The organism is Pseudomonas sp. H1h (assembly GCF_000633255.1).
In the GTDB taxonomy this organism is placed as follows: domain Bacteria; phylum Pseudomonadota; class Gammaproteobacteria; order Pseudomonadales; family Pseudomonadaceae; genus Aquipseudomonas.
The window spans coordinates 74,944-92,334 of sequence record NZ_AYMJ01000006.1; the positions used below are offsets into that span (position 1 = coordinate 74,944).

At 60.9% G+C, this 17,391-nt stretch carries 16 protein-coding genes; 6 read left to right on the plus strand and 10 right to left on the minus strand.

Going from position 1 to position 17,391, the window contains the following annotated elements; translation table 11 throughout:
• The first annotated feature begins 42 nt into the window (after positions 1-42).
• The 5 genes from U862_RS0105435 (at position 43) to U862_RS0105455 (ending at position 3,546) form a co-directional block, all read left to right on the plus strand.
• Complete coding sequence (locus tag U862_RS0105435; RefSeq protein WP_025109457.1) at positions 43-1,536, plus strand: RNA polymerase factor sigma-54; 1,494 nt, start codon at positions 43-45, stop codon at positions 1,534-1,536.
• A 73-nt stretch (positions 1,537-1,609) separates the two neighbouring features.
• Positions 1,610-1,918, plus strand: coding sequence for a ribosome hibernation-promoting factor, HPF/YfiA family (gene hpf, locus U862_RS0105440; RefSeq protein ID WP_025109458.1), 309 nt, complete (start codon positions 1,610-1,612; stop codon positions 1,916-1,918).
• 12 nt (positions 1,919-1,930) lie between these two features.
• The gene (gene ptsN / locus U862_RS0105445) at positions 1,931-2,395 is read left to right on the plus strand and encodes a PTS IIA-like nitrogen regulatory protein PtsN (RefSeq protein WP_025109459.1); all 465 of its coding nucleotides are present in this window, start codon (positions 1,931-1,933) and stop codon (positions 2,393-2,395) included.
• A gap of 2 nt (positions 2,396-2,397) precedes the next feature.
• A complete protein-coding gene (gene rapZ / locus U862_RS0105450; protein ID WP_025109460.1) occupies positions 2,398-3,255 on the plus strand; it encodes an RNase adapter RapZ in 858 nt (285 codons plus the stop codon).
• A 15-nt stretch (positions 3,256-3,270) separates the two neighbouring features.
• Positions 3,271-3,546, plus strand: a complete 276-nt coding sequence (locus tag U862_RS0105455; protein ID WP_025109461.1) for an HPr family phosphocarrier protein — start codon at positions 3,271-3,273, stop codon at positions 3,544-3,546.
• 38 nt (positions 3,547-3,584) lie between these two features.
• Here U862_RS0105455 and U862_RS0105460 read toward each other — a convergent pair whose 3' ends face one another.
• The 6 genes from U862_RS0105460 to pmbA form a co-directional block, all read right to left on the minus strand.
• Positions 3,585-4,478, minus strand: coding sequence for a ZIP family metal transporter (locus U862_RS0105460; RefSeq protein WP_025109462.1), 894 nt, complete (start codon positions 4,476-4,478; stop codon positions 3,585-3,587).
• Positions 4,479-4,508: 30 nt separating this feature from the next.
• On the minus strand, positions 4,509-5,120 hold the full coding sequence (locus U862_RS0105465; protein ID WP_025109463.1) for a superoxide dismutase: 612 nt from the start codon (positions 5,118-5,120) through the stop codon (positions 4,509-4,511).
• Between the two features lies 1 nt (position 5,121).
• The gene (locus tag U862_RS0105470; protein ID WP_025109464.1) at positions 5,122-5,562 is read right to left on the minus strand and encodes a hypothetical protein; all 441 of its coding nucleotides are present in this window, start codon (positions 5,560-5,562) and stop codon (positions 5,122-5,124) included.
• A 27-nt stretch (positions 5,563-5,589) separates the two neighbouring features.
• Positions 5,590-6,966 carry a lyase family protein gene (locus U862_RS0105475; RefSeq protein ID WP_025109465.1) on the minus strand — a complete coding sequence of 459 codons (1,377 nt, stop codon included), beginning with the start codon at positions 6,964-6,966 and terminating at the stop codon, positions 5,590-5,592.
• Positions 6,947-7,354 (minus strand): hypothetical protein, encoded by a 408-nt coding sequence (locus U862_RS0105480; protein WP_025109466.1) that lies wholly within the window; start codon positions 7,352-7,354, stop codon positions 6,947-6,949. The genes U862_RS0105475 and U862_RS0105480 overlap by 20 nt, the downstream gene beginning before the upstream one ends.
• Positions 7,355-7,604: 250 nt before the next feature.
• Complete coding sequence (gene pmbA, locus U862_RS0105485) at positions 7,605-8,951, minus strand: metalloprotease PmbA (RefSeq protein WP_025109467.1); 1,347 nt, start codon at positions 8,949-8,951, stop codon at positions 7,605-7,607.
• Positions 8,952-9,059: 108 nt separating this feature from the next.
• Here pmbA and yjgA point away from each other — a divergent pair, with 108 nt between their 5' ends.
• Positions 9,060-9,584: a ribosome biogenesis factor YjgA gene (gene yjgA / locus U862_RS0105490; RefSeq protein WP_025109468.1), complete on the plus strand. Its 525-nt coding sequence runs from the start codon at positions 9,060-9,062 to the stop codon at positions 9,582-9,584.
• Between the two features lie 51 nt (positions 9,585-9,635).
• On the opposite strand, the gene tldD is transcribed toward yjgA, so the two are convergent.
• The 4 genes from tldD to rng form a co-directional block, all read right to left on the minus strand.
• Complete coding sequence (gene tldD, locus U862_RS0105495) at positions 9,636-11,078, minus strand: metalloprotease TldD (protein WP_007961588.1); 1,443 nt, start codon at positions 11,076-11,078, stop codon at positions 9,636-9,638.
• Positions 11,079-11,082: 4 nt separating this feature from the next.
• On the minus strand, positions 11,083-11,943 hold the full coding sequence (locus U862_RS0105500) for a carbon-nitrogen hydrolase family protein (RefSeq protein WP_025109469.1): 861 nt from the start codon (positions 11,941-11,943) through the stop codon (positions 11,083-11,085).
• A gap of 58 nt (positions 11,944-12,001) precedes the next feature.
• Positions 12,002-15,805 (minus strand): YhdP family protein, encoded by a 3,804-nt coding sequence (locus U862_RS0105505; protein WP_025109470.1) that lies wholly within the window; start codon positions 15,803-15,805, stop codon positions 12,002-12,004.
• Positions 15,806-15,880: 75 nt separating this feature from the next.
• A complete protein-coding gene (gene rng / locus U862_RS0105510) occupies positions 15,881-17,338 on the minus strand; it encodes a ribonuclease G (RefSeq protein WP_025109471.1) in 1,458 nt (485 codons plus the stop codon).
• Between the last annotated feature and the right edge of the window lie 53 nt (positions 17,339-17,391).

The window sequence follows — 17,391 nt, forward strand, 5'->3', positions numbered from 1 at the left end:
ATGGCGCATGCGCGCCGGCGAATAAGGTGTTAAGCCCCTGCCATGAAACCATCGCTAGTCTTGAGAATGGGCCAGCAGCTGACGATGACACCGCAGCTGCAACAGGCCATCCGCCTGCTCCAATTGTCGACCCTGGACCTGCAACAGGAAATCCAGGAGGCCCTGGAATCCAATCCGATGCTCGAACGCCAGGAAGAAGGCGACGACTTCGACAACTCCGATCCTTTGGCCGACAACGCCGAACAAAAGCCCAACACCGAGATTCAGGAACCCTCCTATCAGGAAACCGCACCGACGGTGGACAATCTGGAAGATGGCGAATGGAACGAGCGCATCCCTAACGAACTGCCCGTCGACACCGCCTGGGAAGACGTCTACCAGACCAGCGCCAGCAGCCTGCCCAGCAGCGATGATGACGAGTGGGACTTCACCACCCGCACTTCCGCCGGGGAAAGCCTGCAAAGCCATCTGCTGTGGCAATTGAACCTGGCGCCGATGTCCGACACCGACCGCCTGATCGCCGTGACCCTGATCGACTGCATCAATAATCAGGGCTACCTCGACGAAACCCTTGAAGAAATTCTCGACGCCTTTGATCCGGAGCTCGACATCGAGCTGGACGAGATCGAGGCCGTGCTGCACCGCATCCAGCAGTTCGAACCGGCCGGCATCGGCGCCCGCAACCTCGGCGAATGCCTGCTGCTGCAACTGCGCCAGCTACCAGCCAAGACCCCGTGGCTGAACGAAGCCAAGCGTCTGGTCAGCGATTACATCGATCTGCTCGGCAGTCGCGACTACAGCCAGTTGATGCGGCGCATGAAGCTCAAGGAAGATGAACTGCGCCAGGTCATCGAACTGGTACAGAGCCTCAACCCACGCCCGGGTTCACAAATCGAATCGACCGAAGCCGAGTACGTGGTGCCCGATGTCATCGTGCGCAAGGACAACGAACGCTGGCTGGTCGAGCTGAACCAGGAATCGGTGCCGCGCCTGCGGGTCAACGCCCAGTACGCCGGCTTCGTGCGCCGTGCCGACACCAGCGCCGACAACACCTTCATGCGCAATCAGTTGCAGGAAGCGCGCTGGTTCATCAAGAGCCTGCAAAGCCGCAACGAAACCCTGATGAAGGTCGCCACCCAGATCGTCGAGCATCAGCGCGGCTTCCTGGAATACGGCGACGAAGCCATGAAGCCGTTGGTCCTGCACGACATCGCCGAGGCGGTGGGCATGCACGAATCGACGATTTCCCGGGTCACCACCCAGAAATTCATGCATACCCCGCGCGGTATTTATGAACTGAAATACTTTTTCTCCAGCCACGTCAGCACCTCCGAAGGCGGCGAATGCTCGTCTACAGCGATCCGCGCGATCATCAAAAAACTGGTTGCAGCGGAAAATCAGAAAAAGCCGTTGAGTGACAGCAAGATCGCTGGTTTACTGGAGGCACAAGGCATTCAGGTGGCTCGCCGCACCGTCGCCAAGTACCGCGAATCCCTCGGGATCGCGCCTTCGAGCGAACGCAAGCGGTTGATGTAAGCCACGTTACAGCGTTCCAGTGGCAGGCTATTCAGCCTGCCGCTTTATGCACTGGCAACGAAGGAGAAGCTGTATGCAAGTCAACATCAGTGGACACCAACTGGAAGTGACCGAACCGCTGCGCACCTACATCAACGAGAAACTCGAACGATTGGAGCGCCATTTCGACAAGATCACCAACGTGCAAGTCACGATGTGCGTCGAAAAGCTGAAGCAGAAAATCGAAGCCACCTTGCATATTCCCGGCAGCGAAGTGGTCGCCAACGCAGAAGATACCGACATGTACGCTGCGATCGACTCACTGACCGACAAGCTGGATCGCCAACTCAAAAAGCATAAGGAAAAGACCCAGAGCCTCCTTCAGGGCGCAACAGGTCGTTAACACCCCCAACCCATGATCCGACTTGAAAGTATCCTGACCCCCGGCCGTTCCCTGGTGAACGTGCCGGGCGGCAGTAAAAAGAAAGCCCTCGAACAGATTGCCAACCTGATCGCCCGCGAAGTGCCGGATCTGGAGATGCAGGATGTCTTCGAAGCGCTGATCGCCCGTGAGAAACTCGGCTCCACCGGTTTCGGCAACGGCATCGCCATTCCCCACTGTCGCCTCAAAGGCTGCGAAGCGCCTATCAGCGCATTGATGCACCTTGATGCACCCATCGATTTCGATGCAATCGACGGCGCACCGGTTGACCTGCTGTTTGTTCTGCTGGTCCCGGAAGCGGCCACCGATGCTCACCTGGAATTACTGCGCCAGATCGCCAGCATGCTCGATCGCAAGGAAGTGCGCGAAAAACTGCGTAGCGCACCGAGTAACGAAGCCTTGTATCAGGTCGTCCTGAGCGAGCAGAACGGTCACTAATCATGCGTTTGATCATCGTCAGCGGCCGCTCCGGCTCGGGTAAAAGTACCGCCTTGGATGTCCTTGAGGACAACGGCTACTACTGCATCGACAACCTGCCGGCCGGCCTGTTGCCTGAATTGGCCGAGCGCGCCCTGATTCACACCGAACTGGCCCAGCCGCTGGTGGCCGTCTCGATCGATGCCCGCAACCTGCCGAGCCATCTGTCGCGCTTCCCGGAGCTGTTGGAAGAAGTCCGCAGCCGCCACATCCAGTGCGATGTGCTCTATCTGGATGCCGATGAGGAAACCCTGCTCAAGCGTTTCTCGGAAACCCGTCGGCGCCACCCACTGAGCACTGCCAATCGCTCGCTGGCCGAAGCCATCAATGACGAAACCGCCCTGCTCGGTCCGATTGCCGACCTGGCCGACCTCAAGGTCAACACCACCAACCTGAATCTGTACCAGCTGCGCGACACCATCAAGCTGCGCCTGCTGAACCAACCGGAGCCGGGCACAGCCTTTCTGGTCGAGTCGTTCGGCTTCAAGCGCGGCATGCCGGTGGATGCCGATCTGGTGTTCGACGTACGCTGCCTGCCCAACCCGTACTGGAAGCCGGAACTTCGCGCGCAATCGGGTCTCGATGCACCGGTCGCCGATTACCTGGCGGCGCAGCCCGAAGTCGAGGAGATGTTTCAGGACATCTACGGCTATCTGAATAAATGGCTACCGCGCTTCGCCGCGAGTAACCGCGCCTACGTCACCATTGCCATTGGCTGCACCGGCGGGCATCACCGCTCCGTTTACCTGACTGAACGCCTGGGTCAGGCCCTGCAGAAAACCCTGAAGAACGTCCAGGTTCGCCACCGCGACCTCACTTAAAGGATTCACACCGCGATGCCTGCTCTGGAAATCGAAATCATCAACAAACTGGGCTTGCATGCCCGCGCGTCGGCCAAGTTCGTTGGCGTGGCGGGCAAGTACCCGGATTGCACAATCAAAGTGGGTCGCACCCCTGAAACCACGGTGGACGGCAAAAGCATCATGGCGATGATGATGCTCGCCGCCGGCAAGGGCACGAAAATCTATCTGAGTACTGAAGGCCATCAGGAGCAGGAAGCGCTGGATGCACTGGTGGCGTTGATCAACAACTACTTCGACGAAGGTGGTTGATTCAGTGTGTCGAGGGAGCTTGCTCCCTCTCTTATCCTTCAGCCCAACGCCGTATCCATCACCATCATCAGACAGAAACCGATCAGCAAGCCAAGACTGGCGAGCTTGTCGTGACCATTGCGTCGCGACTCGGGGATCACCTCATGAGTCACCACCAGCAACATCGCCCCCGCCGCCAGCGCCAGTCCCAACGGCAGTAGCAGCTCTGCCAGGCCGACCAGCCACGCACACAGCAGTGCAAACACCGGTTCGACCAGACCCGATGCCGCGCCGATCAAAAACGCCCTGACCCGTGACATCCCCGCCCCGGCCAGCACCAGCGCAATCACCAGACCTTCCGGCACATCCTGCAAGGCAATGCCCATGGCCAGACTGTCGGCATCCGGCATGCCACCACCAGCGGAGACACCGACTGCCATGCCCTCCGGAATGTTGTGAGCAATGATTGCGAAGACGAACAACCAGATTCGCGGTGGAATTACCGGGTGCTCAAGGGTGCCAACAAGCGTTTCCGGTGAAGCGCCGGACAACCGCAAATCCACCAGGTAAAGGCCGAACGCACCGAGCATGATGCCCAGGCAGATAAGACCACTGGCGCCCCACGGGGACATGCCCAGGCTTTGCGCGGCGGCAATGCCCGGCACGATCAGCGAAAACGCCGTCGCGGCCAGCATCACCCCGGCGCCAAACCCCAGCAGGGTATCGCTGAGCATCTGCGGCATCCGCCGGATCACCAGTACCGGCACCGCACCGAGCGCCGTGCCGAGTGCGCAGATCGCCCCGCCTTGCAACGCCCGGGAAAGCCTCGGTTCCAGATCCAGCCATTGCAGTCCGTGAGCGACCAGCAAGGTCATGCCCGCCAACAGCAAGAGCGACCCCACCGCGTAACGAAACATACGCCCACTTCCGATCGCCAGTGTTTCAGTGCCCATAGCCAGCCTTGGATTGTTTTTATAGAAGACTTAAACCAGTGCGGCTTTGTAGCGCGCAGCGACTTCAGGCCAATTGATCACGTTGTAGAACGCATTGATGTATTCCGGACGACGGTTCTGGTAACGCAGGTAGTAGGCGTGTTCCCAGACATCGAGACCGAGAATCGGCGTATTGCCGTTCATCAACGGGCTGTCCTGGTTGCCGCTGCTTTCCACGATCAGTTTTTTCTCCGGGGTCACGCTGAGCCAGGCCCAGCCACTGCCGAAACGGGTCAGCGCGGCTTTGGTGAACGCCTCTTTGAAACTGTCCAGACCACCCAGTTGTTCATCGATGGCCTTGGCCAGTGCGCCATCGGGCTTACCGCCGCCGCTTGGCACCATGACTTCCCAGAACAACGAGTGATTGGCGTGACCGCCGCCCTGATTGATCACCGCTGCACGGAGTTTTTCCGGCAATTGCTGAACGCTGGCGACCAGTTTTTCCACCGGCCACTCGGCGTATTCAGTGCCTTCTACTGCGACGTTAAGGTTATTGATGTAAGTCTGGTGATGCTTGGTGTAGTGGATCTCCATGGTCTGCGCATCGATATGCGGTTCCAGGGCGTCATAGGCGTACGGCAAGGCGGGCAAGGTAAAAGCCATTTCAGTGGACTCCATGATGATGTGCGGCTGGCGCGCGGCGTGCGTTGCCGGTATCCGGATGCAGCAGGCGCTGGGTGCGCGGGTATTCGCCGTGTTCGCTGATGAAATTCAGCAGTTCGACATAGGTCTTGCTGCTCTGGCGCAACGCCGCTTCACGCAAGGCCGGGCGCAAGCGCTCGTCCTGCATGGTCTGCAACAGCCGTTGGTGGATCGCGCAGAGATACTCGGCGCTCTCCTCCGGCTGATTCAGGCGCAGGTGCAGGTCCGCCAGGTTGTGATGAGAGATGACACAGGCCGCCACCGCTTCGTCGGCATCGGCCCAGCGCTCGAACAACACTTGCGCCAGGGCCAGGGCTTGCAGGTAAGCCTCGCGGGCATCGATCAGCTCGCCCAGCATGAAGCAGCGATTGGCCCGTTCGATCGTGCGTTTCCAGTGCTCCATGGTGAGCCTCCAAAGCGGTTGCGGTGATTACACGCCGCCGGCGGTGAGTTTCTCGGGATTGAGCAACTCTTCCAGCTGATTGCGTGACAGGTCGGTGTGCTCCAGCGCGACGTCGATCACCGGGCGCCCCTGTTTGTAGGCCTGCTTGGCGATTTCCGCGGCTTTCTGGTAGCCGATGATCGGGTTGAGCGCGGTCACCAGAATCGGGTTGCGCGACAACGCTTCCTTGAGCCGCGACTCGTTGACCTTGAAGCTGGCGATGGCTTTATCACCGAGCAAACGACTGGAGTTGGCCAGCAATTCGATGCTGCTCAGCAGGTTCTGGGCGATGATTGGCAGCATCACGTTCAGCTCGAAGTTGCCCGACTGCCCGGCGATGGTGATCACCGAGTCATTGCCGATGACTTGTGCGGCGACCATCGCGGTGGCTTCCGGGATCACCGGATTGACCTTGCCCGGCATGATCGACGACCCCGGTTGCAGACCCTCAAGCTCGATTTCACCGAGGCCGGCGAGTGGGCCAGAGTTCATCCAGCGCAGGTCATTGGCGATTTTCATCAGCGACACGGCGGTGGCCTTGAGCTGACCGGAGACTGCGACAGCGGTGTCCTGCGAACCGATCAGCGCGAACAAGTCCTTGCCCGGGGTGAATTGCACATTGGTCAGTTGGCTCAACTGGCGGCTGAAACGTGCGGCAAATTCAGGATGCGCGTTGATTCCGGTACCGACCGCTGTGCCGCCCTGAGCCAGCGATTGCAGGCTTGGCAGCAAATCCTGCAAGTGACCGATGTTGGCCTTGAGTTGCTGCGCCCAGCCATTGAGCACCTGGCTCATGCGCACCGGCATCGCATCCATCAGGTGCGTACGGCCGGTTTTGACGTGGTGATGCACTTGCGCGGATTTCTTTTCGATCACCTGCACCAGGTGCAGCAGCGCTGGCAGCAATTGCTCGTGCAAAGCCAGGGCAGCGCTGACGTGGATGGTGGTCGGGATGATGTCGTTGCTGCTTTGGCCACAGTTGACGTGATCGTTGGCATTCACCGGCTCGTCGAGCAGACGGCTGGCGAGGGTGGCGATCACTTCGTTGGCGTTCATGTTGGAGCTGGTGCCGGAGCCGGTCTGGAAGATGTCCACCGGGAAGTGCTGCATGAAATCGCCTTCGAGCAGGCCCTGGGCCGCGTCGCTGATGGCTTTGCCTTGAGCGGCGCTGAGCTGATTGAGTTCGACGTTGGCCCGGGCAGCGGCGGCTTTGGCAAGAATCAACGCGCGAATGAATTGGGTTGGCATCGGCTTGCCGCTGATCGGGAAATTATCCACTGCGCGCTGGGTTTGCGCGCCGTAGAGAGCGTCCACCGGCACCTGCAGTTCGCCCATGCTGTCGCGCTCAATACGTGTCTTGGTCATCTGAAAATCCTTGCACCAGTTCAATAAGAGGAATCGAGGGAAGCAGTTCGCAGGTGGCGAGCTGCCAGGTGTAGCGCTGCCAACGCTGGAGCCGGCAGTTGCACAGCGACAGGCGCTCCATTTCACGTAACGGGCGCCAGGCTTGATCGAGACAGAGGCTGCGCCAGTGCCACGGCAACGCGATGTCGGTGGCCGTGTCGAGCAGCAAACGCAAGGAGGTTTCAGCGATGGTCCAGGGAGACGTTGCCGTACAGCAGGCCAGATAACGGCCTTCGGCCAGGTAGTGTTCGATCAGGCGCGGCTCGTCAGGATCCATCGCGCAACGGATCTGGCGACTCATCCAGCGCCAGCTTTCGAGGTACGGCTGCTCGTGCAAGGCAGAACTCATGATCCGGGACTCGTTCGGAGATGAGATTTATTATTAGATGATAATGAGAACCAAAACAAGCGTGACGAATTACGAAGAGTCCATTGTGGGAGCGAGCCGGCCCGCGAAGGCGTCGTGTCAGTACCCCTGCGGTCGGCAGTCAAATCGCTTTCGCGAGCAGGCTCGCTCCCACATGGTTTTGTGTGCGGCCAATAAAAAAGGCGCGCCATCCGAGGGGATGGTGCGCCTTTTTGCGTAACGGAATCGGGGCTTAGCTGCCCGCGACCGTCATCCGCTCGATCAACACCGAGCCCGTACGAATGTTGCTGCGCAGCTCCAGATCATTACCGACCGCAACAATCTGCTTGAACATGTCGCGCATGTTGCCGGCGATGGTCACTTCCTGCACCGCGAACTGGATTTCGCCGTTCTCGACCCAGAAACCCGCCGCTCCGCGCGAATAGTCGCCGGTGACCATGTTCAAGCCATGGCCCATCAATTCGGTGACCAGCAGCCCACGGCCCATACGGCGCAGCAGCGCCGCCTGATCCTCATCGCCGTGCGTCACGAACAGGTTGTGCACGCCGCCAGCGTTGGCGGTACTTGGCATGCCGAGTTTGCGTCCGGAGTAGGTGCCGAGAATGTACGACACCAATTCGCCCTTCTCGACGAACGGTTTGGCGTAGGTCGCCAGGCCATCACCGTCGTAAGACGCACTGCCCATGGCGCGCATCAGGTGTGGACGTTCGTCGATGGTCAGCCACTCCGGAAACAGCTTCTGCCCCAGCGTGCCTTCCAGGAACGACGATTTGCGGTACAGACTGCCGCCAGACACCGCCGACAGGAAGCTACCAAACAACCCGCCCGCCAGCTCTGCGGAAAACAGCACCGGCACTTCGCAGGTCGGCACAGGACGCGCGCCCAGACGGCTCGCCGCCCGTTGCGCGGCACGTTGGCCGATGCTCACCGGATCGGCCAGCAAATTGCCCTGACGGCTGACGTCGTACCAGTAATCGCGCTGCATCTGGCCGTCGGCCTCGGCGATCATTACGCAACTGAGGCTGTGCCGGGTCGACGCATAGCCACCGATGAAACCGTGACTGTTGCCATACACACGGCAGCCCTGATGGGTGCTGAGGGTAGTGCCGTCGGCGTTCTTGATCCGCGCATCGGCGTCAAACGCGGCGGCTTCACACAGCAACGCCTTCTCGATGGCCTGCTCCGGAGTGATGTCCCATTCGTGGAACAGGTCGAAATCCTGCTGATCCCTGGCCATCAGTGCCGCATCGGCCAGGCCCGAGGCTTCATCTTCAGAGGTATGCTTGGCGATGGCCAGCGCCGCCGCGACCGTTTCGCGAATCGCATCAGGCCCGGTGGCAGACGTGCTGGCCGAGCCTTTGCGCTGCCCCACGTACAGGGTGATGCCAAAGCCCTGGTCACGGTTGAACTCGACCGTCTCGACCTCACGCTGGCGTACTGACGTCGACAGCCCCTGCTCCAGCGACACCGCTACTTCGCAGGCACTGGCGCCCTGGCGCTTGGCTTCGGCGATGATCTGCTCGACCTGTTCCTGCAGTGCCGGCAATGCCTGCGGGCCGACGCTTTGAACTGCACTCATGCTCATCTCCACTCAAATTCTGCTTTCGGCTGGGGTCATCGAGCGACCGGGCCGGACAAGCGGCCCCCGACTGGTTATCATGGCGGCGTTTCTTTGCGGACTGCCACCATGGTTGATTCTTACGACGACTCCCTCGATACGGGAGAAAAAAGCAAATCTCAGGTCAAACGCGAGCTGCATGCTCTGGTTGACCTTGGCGAGCGCCTTACAACACTCAAGCCCGACTTGCAGGCAAAACTGCCATTGACCGACGCTTTGCGCCGAGCCTTGGCCGATGCGCCCAAGCACACCGCGAACATTGCGCGTAAACGGCACTTGCAGTTCATCGGCAAACTGATGCGCGATCAGGACACTGACGCGATTCTGACGTTGCTCGATCAACTCGATGCCTCCACCCGTCAGTACAACGAGCGTTTCCACAACCTCGAACGCTGGCGTGACCGCCTGATCGCCGGTGACGATGCCGTGCTGGAAAAATTCGTCGTCGAGTACCCGGACGCCGATCGCCAGCAATTGCGCTCCCTGATCCGTCAGGCTCAGCACGAGGTTGCGCAAAACAAACCTCCTGCTTCCAGCCGCAAGATCTTCAAGTACATCCGTGAGCTGGACGATACCCAACGCGGCCTGCGTTGATATTCGCCATCGGGTGGCCGCACTGTGCGCCACCCGCAGCTCCATCCCCTTTTATGCGCCCGTGCCGCCCACGGTGATCGCATCAATCTTCAGTGTTGGCTGACCTACACCCACCGGCACCGACTGTCCGTCCTTGCCGCACGTGCCCACACCGCTGTCCAGCGCCAGATCGTTACCGACCATCGACACCCGGCTCATCGCCTCGGGGCCATTGCCGATCAACGTCGCACCCTTCACCGGAGCGGTAATCTTGCCGTCCTCGATCAGGTACGCCTCGCTGGTGGAGAAGACGAACTTGCCGCTGGTGATGTCGACCTGACCACCGCCAAGGTTGGCGCAGTAGATGCCTTTCTTCACCGAAGCGATGATTTCCGCCGGATCGCTTTCGCCACCGAGCATGTAGGTGTTGGTCATGCGCGGCATCGGCAGATGCGCGTAAGACTCGCGGCGACCATTGCCGGTACGGGCCACGCCCATCAGACGCGCGTTGAGCTTGTCCTGCATGTAGCCCTTGAGCACGCCGTTTTCGATCAGCGTGGTGCACTCGGTCGGGGTGCCTTCGTCGTCGACGCTCAGCGAACCGCGACGACCACTCAGGGTGCCGTCATCGACGATGGTGCACAGCTTGGAGGCAACCATTTCGCCCATGCGGCCGCTGTAGGCGGAGCTGCCCTTGCGGTTGAAGTCGCCTTCCAGACCGTGGCCGACCGCTTCGTGCAGCAGCACGCCAGACCAGCCCGAACCCAACACCACCGGCAAGGTACCGGCCGGGGCGGGAATCGCTTCCAGGTTCACCAGCGCCTGACGCAGCGCTTCACGGGCATAGCCCATGGCGCGGTCTTCGGCGAGGAAATAACGGTAGTCGGTTCGCCCGCCGCCGCCATGCCCGCCGCGCTCGCGACGGCCATTCTGCTCGACGATCACGCTGACGTTGAAGCGCACCAGCGGGCGCACATCGGCGGCCAGGCCACCGTCGGTGGACGCAACCAGAATCCGCTCCCAGACCCCGGCCATGCTCACGCTGACCTGCTGAATACGTGGATCAAGGGCGCGGGTGGCAACATCGATGCGCTTGAGCAGCTCGACTTTTTCGGCGCGGCTCAGCACTTCCAACGGGTTGTCCGGCGCATATAACTGCGCGACATCCTGGGTGCTGAACGCCTGCACCGTGCCGTTCTGCCCGGCACGGGAGATCGAGCGCGCGGCACGGGCCGCAGCGCCGAGGGCTTCGAGGGTGATCGCGTTACTGTAGGCGAAACCGGTTTTTTCACCAGACTGCGCACGCACGCCGACGCCTTGGTCGAGGTTGAAACTGCCTTCCTTGACGATTCCGTCTTCCAGCGACCACGACTCGGAGATCTGGCCCTGGAAATACAGGTCGGCAGCATCAATGCCCGGGCCGGCCAGGTCGCCGAGCACGCCTTGCAGGCTCTCGATCGTCACGCCACCGGGCGCCAACAGGTGATCACTGACTGAGGACAACAACTCGCTCATAGGTTTACGCCTTAAATTCATGTTCTGAAGCAGGTCGCTGTGCGCCCTGCGAGAAAAACCGCCGATGATTCGTCACCGGCATTCGCGCCCTGATAGACGCTTGTTCATCACTGTCGCGTTCGGCCAACAACACCGCTTCGCCTTGATCCTGATGCGCCAGCACACGGCCCCACGGGTCGACGATCGCCGCATGACCGAAGGTTTCCCGTGGCCCCGGGTGGGTTCCGCCCTGTGCTGCCGCCAACACATAACATTGAGTCTCGATGGCCCGGGCGCGAATCAGCACGTCCCAGTGCGCCGCACCGGTCACCGCGGTGAAGGCCGACGGGGCGGTGATCAACTCGGCACCGGCAGCGCGCAACTCGCTGTACAGCTCCGGGAAACGCAAGTCGTAACACACCGTCAGACCGACTCGGCCGACCGGCGTGTCCGCCACCACGACGCCGCTGCCATAAGCATAGTCATCGGATTCACGATACCGCCCGCGATTGTCCGCCACATCGACGTCAAACAGGTGCAACTTGTCATACCGCGCAACGGTTTCACCCTGATCGTTGACGAGCAGCGAACAGGCGTGGGACTTGGCATCCGGCTGCCCGAGCGGCGGCAACGGCAACGTGCCGGCCACTATCCATAACTTGAGGTCGCGGGCGGCCTGTTTCAACCATGGCAGGATCGGCCCATCGCCGAGCGCTTCGGCGCGGCCGATGTCGGCGATATCGCGACGGCCCATGGCGGCGAAGTTTTCCGGCAGCACTGCCAGCTTCGCGCCGCCGGCCGCGGCCTGCTCGAGCAGGCGTCGGGCCTGGGCCAGATTGGCCAGCACATCGCTCTGGCTGACCATTTGAATCACCGCTAAAGACATGGCGCACTCCGCAACAGGTATGCGGCCATGCTACTCCATAGGCTTGGGATGTGGCTGTTCAAAAAGGCTTGTCGAAGGTGATTTTCGGCTCTTTCCACGGGCCTTTGACGGTGTATTTGACGCTGGCGAAGCGCGCCACGCGGTCACCGATCAGCTTGTCGATCAGGAACAACGCCCCGCCGACCGCCGGTGCGCCGACGATCAACGCGGCAATCGGCAGGTTGTTGGTCACCGGCAACGTCACCAGCAACTTGGCATCGACCTGTTCACGGACCAGATCCAGCGTGCCGTTGAGCTCAATGTTGCTCGACGGCCCGGTCAGGCGGATCGGCTCGCGGGTGTCATAGACACCGGCGTTGGCCACCAGCAGGCCCTTGACCCGGTCATAGCTCAGCCCCTTGCCAAACAGGTCGGAGAAGTCCAGACGCAGACGGCGGCCGATAGAGTTGAAGTTGAGCAGACCGAACACCCGCAGCGCCTGCGCGCCCCCCTCCACTTCAACGAACTGACCTTTATTGAGCGAGGCGTCCAGCGTGCCGGAGAAGCGTTTGGTCGCCAGCCATGCCGGCGAGCCTGGCCAGCGGCCATCGACGTCCATGTGGAACTCTTCGCTGGTCACGCTCGGTGCGAAACCCCAGCCCTTGAGCACATCGGCGAGGTTCTTGCCGCTGATCCGCCCCTTGAACCAGCTGTTTGTCGAGCCCGGGGCACCTTCCCAGCCGCCATTGCCCTGCAACAGGATGCCCTTGAGGCCCATGTCGAGGTTGTTCAAGGCGATGCCTTTGGCGGTCGGGCGGACCTTCAGCGACCAGCCACCGACCAGATCCTGGCCCTGGTACAACTGATTGATGGTGATATCCAGCGCGGGAATCTTCGTCGGGTCGACGGAAACCAGCGGGTCGGGCGAATTCTCGTCGGCCTGCACCGTCGGATCCGGCGCCGGTAGCCGCACGTATTGCAGATTGACCGCAATCGGTGCGCCTTTGGCATCGGGAAGGCTGGCCGAGCCCTTGGCCTGCTGACTGTCGAGCGACAGATTCCACGCCCATGGCTTGCGATTGACCTGCACTGCGGCCTGATCAAGCGTGGTGCCAAATGCGGTGAGCTTGCCCACTTTGAAGTCGGCGCTGTTAAGCAGTTGCTTGGCGCTGCCCCCCGGATCGTTACCGGCGTATTTATTGACCAGATCCTGCCACGGCGCGACGTCCAGCTCCGACAACACACCGCGTATGCGCAGGCCTTTGGCGTCCGGCAGGACCGCGTCGCCGGTGCCGAGGAACAGCTCGCCCCGACCATCGGCGATATTGCTCGGCGGCGCGGCGAAGGTGAAGCTGGCCAACTGATCGTAACTGACCCAGTAGCGCCGCTCCGGGCCTTGCAAGGTCATGCGGAACACCGTGTCACGCCCCTGCTGGGCCGACATGCCGAACGGTGCCGGCAGATCCACCGCAACACCTTTCATGCTGGAACTGACCGTCAGTTGACTGTCAGTGCCGTCCAGGTTGACCTGCAACTGATAGGGAATAGTCCCTGACACCGGCAACGGCTGGGTCACACCCAGCCAGTCAGTGAGCTTTTTGACCTCGACCTGCCCGGATGCCGCGACCCGAGTCTTGAGCCTGTTCGGGCTGCCATCAGCGAAAATCTGCGCCGTCACTGGCTTGTCGAAAGCCCTGGCGGCGATATTCTGCCCGCTCAAACCCTTGGCACTGTCGAAGCGGAAATCGCCCTTGAGCTGGCTCAGTTCAAGCTTCGGCTCGGCCAGTTTCAGGCGCGCATTGGCCGTTTTGAAGTCGACGAGAATCTTTGGCAGATCGCCCTTTTCCAGCGGAATGTCGAGTTTGACCTTGCCCTGCAGATCGCCCTCGCCTTCCCATCCGGCAAAGGTTTCGCCAGTACCGATCGGCGCGGTCTGCAAAATTTTCAAGCCATCGCCCAGCCCGCCGGCAAACCCGCCATCGAGGAACAGATGCGTATGTTGCCCGGCCGGCACATGGGGAATGTTGACGAAAACATCGCTGACCCGGGTGTCGAGCAACTGGCCCTTGTCGGCGACAATGCGAACACCGCTGTCCTCGATGAACACGTCGCCGCTGACCTTGCTCACGTGCGGCCAGCCCGGCTGGAATGCCAGCTCGGCGTCATGCACCTTGAAGAACAGACTGATGCTGCGATCGACGTCTTTGGCGTTCTTGTTCAGCGAGCCCTGGTACTGGAAGAAGCCCTGGTCCACCGCGCCCTTGAGGATTGCCGTGCGCAGCCACTCGTCGAGCGCCGGGCTGAGGACTTCTGGCAGATACTTGGCGGTGTAGCGTCCGTCGCCATCGACCAGGCCGACGCGCAGATCCATGTAGTCTTCCTGGGTATGATCAAAGTGCAGGCGGATCAGGAAGTCGCCGGCAATCTTGCCTTCTTCGCCCAGCACTTTCAGGTACGGCGCGATCAGGGTGAAACCGTCTTTGTCGAGTTTCCAGGTCAACCGGGCGTTGGCCTGAATGTATTGCCATGGCTTGGCGAAGATCGGGTCCAGGTGCAGGACGAAATCCTTGCTGTCCATGCGCAACTCGCCACCGTCGAGGTTGCCGCTGAGACTGCCACTGACGTTTCGCGCCGCCGGGGCACCGTGATAGGCATCGAACCCGACCTGATCCAGATTGGCAGCGAAGCTGAATTTCGAGCCGTCGGTGGCATTGGGACGAAAATCCAGCAGCACGTTGCGCAGCCCACCCGTCACCTTCAAGTGCTCGACGACAGCGGCGAAGCCTTCCGGCAGTGGCCCCAGCGCATTGAGCAGCGGGGTGATCGGCGTCAGATCGAGGCGGTCCGCCTGCAGATGCCAGAGTTCGTCGACTTTATCGGTGACCGCCGTCTGCTTGAGCTGCACATGGGATTCCCAACGGGTCTCTCCGAGGTTCATTGCCAGTGAGTCGAGGGTCACCGTCGCGCCGTCATCGTCGCGCTGGTAATAACCGTTGAGCGCCAGATTGTTGATCCGGATCGGCTTGCGTTCGGCGTAGGCGCCGGTCAGTTGTGGCGCGTTCAAACGAATGGCGGCGCTCTGCAGGGCGCCGTCGTTCCAGTTCACCCAGAGCTCGCCGCCGGCCTTGATCTCGGAAAAATTCCACTGCTGGGTCAAACGCTCGGGCAACCACTTCGACCAGTCGCTTTGCGGCAGGCTGACATAACCTTCCACCGAGCTGTCCGGCAACTGCTTGGGGCGAATCCGGGTGCGCAGGCTCATGGCCACTGGCTGCCCGTCGGGCAAGGTCAAACGCGCATCGAGACGCTGACGACTGGCACCGGTATTCAGATTGAGGCCGACGTAGGTGAAGGTCATCGGGGCCTGATCCAGCGGCTGCAAGGTCACCTGACTGTCGAGCACCGACAGCTGCTGAATCATCTGCGAGCGATTGAACAGTTGCTCGGGATCCAGCGGCTGATCGTTCTGCACCGGCAAGCCTTCCAGCGCCCAGCTGCCATCCTGCGCTTCCTTGAGGCTGATTTTCAGGCCGTTCAATTCCAGATGGGCGATACGCACTTCGCGCGCCAGCAGGCTGCCCCAGAGGTCCGGCACCGCGCGTACCCGGTCCAGACGCAAGGCATTCGCGCCATCGCCGACCATCACGTCATGGGCCAGCAGGATCGGCGCAAATCCGCTCCAGTTACCTTCCAGCTCGCCGATGCGCAGCGGCATGCCGAGGGCCGCACTGGCCTTGTCTTCGATGTCGGTGCGGTACTCCGCCACCAGCGGCGTCAGTTCCCGACCGAGGCTGACGTACAACGCCATCAACACCAGAACCAACGCGCACAGGCCCAGCCCCCAGCGGGTGAGTGCGGCCAAAATGCGTGTCAGACGCTCCATGTCAGTTGGCTCCCATGGCGAAAAAACTGCGAAAAGCTGAGGCCAGCCGTTGTGGATTAAATGTGCCGCAGGGGATCAGAGCAGCACCACATCATATTGTTCCTGGGAATACATGGTTTCGACCTGAAAGCGTATGGTGCGCCCGATGAATCCTTCAAGCTCGGCGACGTTACCGGATTCTTCATCGAGCAGTCGATCCACCACTTTCTGGTTCGCCAGGACGCGATAGCCCTCGGCCTGATAGGCGCGGGCTTCACGCAGAATCTCGCGGAAGATCTCGTAACAGATGGTTTCCGGGGTCTTCAGCTTGCCGCGCCCCTGGCAACTGCTGCATGGCTCGCACAACACTTGCTCCAGACTTTCGCGGGTGCGCTTGCGGGTCATCTGCACCAGGCCCAACTCGGTGATGCCGATGATGTTGGTCTTGGCGTGGTCGCGCTCCAGCTGTTTTTCCAGGGTACGCAGCACCTGGCGCTGGTGCTCTTCATCTTCCATGTCGATGAAGTCGATGATGATGATCCCGCCCAGATTGCGCAGCCGCATCTGCCGGGCAATCGCGGTGGCGGCTTCGAGGTTGGTCTTGAAAATGGTTTCTTCGAGGTTGCGATGACCGACGAACGCCCCGGTGTTTACGTCGATGGTGGTCATGGCTTCTGCCGGATCGACCACCAGATAACCGCCGGACTTGAGCGGTACTTTTCGCTCAAGGGCTTTCTGGATTTCATCTTCGACGCCGTACAGGTCGAAAATCGGCCGTTCGCCAGGATAATGTTCCAGACGGTCGGCGATCTCCGGCATCAGCTCTGCGACGAACTGCGTGGTTTTCTGGAAGGTTTCCCGGGAGTCGATGCGGATTTTCTCGATCTTCGGGCTGACCAGATCGCGCAGCGTGCGCAGGGCCAGGCCGAGGTCTTCATAAATCACGCTCGGCGCGCCGATGGTCTGGATCTGCGCGTTGATCTGATCCCACAGGCGCCGCAGGTAGCGGATGTCCATGAGGATTTCATCGGCCCCGGCGCCTTCGGCGGCAGTACGCAGGATGAAGCCACCGGCCTCTTTGATCCCTTCCTTGGCCACGCAATCGCTGACCACCTGCTTGAGGCGCTCGCGCTCGGCTTCGTCCTCGATCTTCAGGGAAATGCCGACGTGAGCGGTGCGCGGCATGTACACCAGATAGCGCGAAGGAATAGACAGCTGTGTAGTCAACCGCGCGCCTTTGGAACCGATCGGGTCCTTGGTGACTTGCACCACCAGGCTCTGACCTTCGTGCACCAGCGAGCTGATGCTCTCGACCGCCGGCCCTTCGCGCAGGGAAATTTCCGAAGCATGAATGAACGCCGCGCGATCCAGACCGATGTCGACGAAAGCCGCCTGCATGCCCGGCAGCACACGCACGATCTTGCCTTTATAGATGTTGCCGACGATCCCGCGTTTTTGCGTGCGCTCGACGTGGACTTCTTGCAGCACACCGTTTTCGACCACCGCCACACGCGATTCCATCGGCGTGATGTTGATCAGAATCTCTTCACTCATGGCAGGGTCTCGTTCAGGCATGTTCACGATAATGGCCGCATCTTGATTCGTAC

What these genes read in the sequence shown, in the direction of transcription:
- U862_RS0105435 (WP_025109457.1), top strand. Translation starts at nt 43, where the DNA reads ATGAAACCATCGCTAGTCTTGAGAATGGGCCAGCAGCTGACGATGACA.
- hpf (WP_025109458.1), top strand. Translation starts at nt 1,610, where the DNA reads ATGCAAGTCAACATCAGTGGACACCAACTGGAAGTGACCGAACCGCTG.
- ptsN (WP_025109459.1), top strand. Translation starts at nt 1,931, where the DNA reads ATGATCCGACTTGAAAGTATCCTGACCCCCGGCCGTTCCCTGGTGAAC.
- rapZ (WP_025109460.1), top strand. Translation starts at nt 2,398, where the DNA reads ATGCGTTTGATCATCGTCAGCGGCCGCTCCGGCTCGGGTAAAAGTACC.
- U862_RS0105455 (WP_025109461.1), top strand. Translation starts at nt 3,271, where the DNA reads ATGCCTGCTCTGGAAATCGAAATCATCAACAAACTGGGCTTGCATGCC.
- U862_RS0105460 (WP_025109462.1), bottom strand. Translation starts at nt 4,478, where the DNA reads ATGGGCACTGAAACACTGGCGATCGGAAGTGGGCGTATGTTTCGTTAC.
- U862_RS0105465 (WP_025109463.1), bottom strand. Translation starts at nt 5,120, where the DNA reads ATGGCTTTTACCTTGCCCGCCTTGCCGTACGCCTATGACGCCCTGGAA.
- U862_RS0105470 (WP_025109464.1), bottom strand. Translation starts at nt 5,562, where the DNA reads ATGGAGCACTGGAAACGCACGATCGAACGGGCCAATCGCTGCTTCATG.
- U862_RS0105475 (WP_025109465.1), bottom strand. Translation starts at nt 6,966, where the DNA reads ATGACCAAGACACGTATTGAGCGCGACAGCATGGGCGAACTGCAGGTG.
- U862_RS0105480 (WP_025109466.1), bottom strand. Translation starts at nt 7,354, where the DNA reads ATGAGTTCTGCCTTGCACGAGCAGCCGTACCTCGAAAGCTGGCGCTGG.
- pmbA (WP_025109467.1), bottom strand. Translation starts at nt 8,951, where the DNA reads ATGAGTGCAGTTCAAAGCGTCGGCCCGCAGGCATTGCCGGCACTGCAG.
- yjgA (WP_025109468.1), top strand. Translation starts at nt 9,060, where the DNA reads ATGGTTGATTCTTACGACGACTCCCTCGATACGGGAGAAAAAAGCAAA.
- tldD (WP_007961588.1), bottom strand. Translation starts at nt 11,078, where the DNA reads ATGAGCGAGTTGTTGTCCTCAGTCAGTGATCACCTGTTGGCGCCCGGT.
- U862_RS0105500 (WP_025109469.1), bottom strand. Translation starts at nt 11,943, where the DNA reads ATGTCTTTAGCGGTGATTCAAATGGTCAGCCAGAGCGATGTGCTGGCC.
- U862_RS0105505 (WP_025109470.1), bottom strand. Translation starts at nt 15,805, where the DNA reads ATGGAGCGTCTGACACGCATTTTGGCCGCACTCACCCGCTGGGGGCTG.
- rng (WP_025109471.1), bottom strand. Translation starts at nt 17,338, where the DNA reads ATGAGTGAAGAGATTCTGATCAACATCACGCCGATGGAATCGCGTGTG.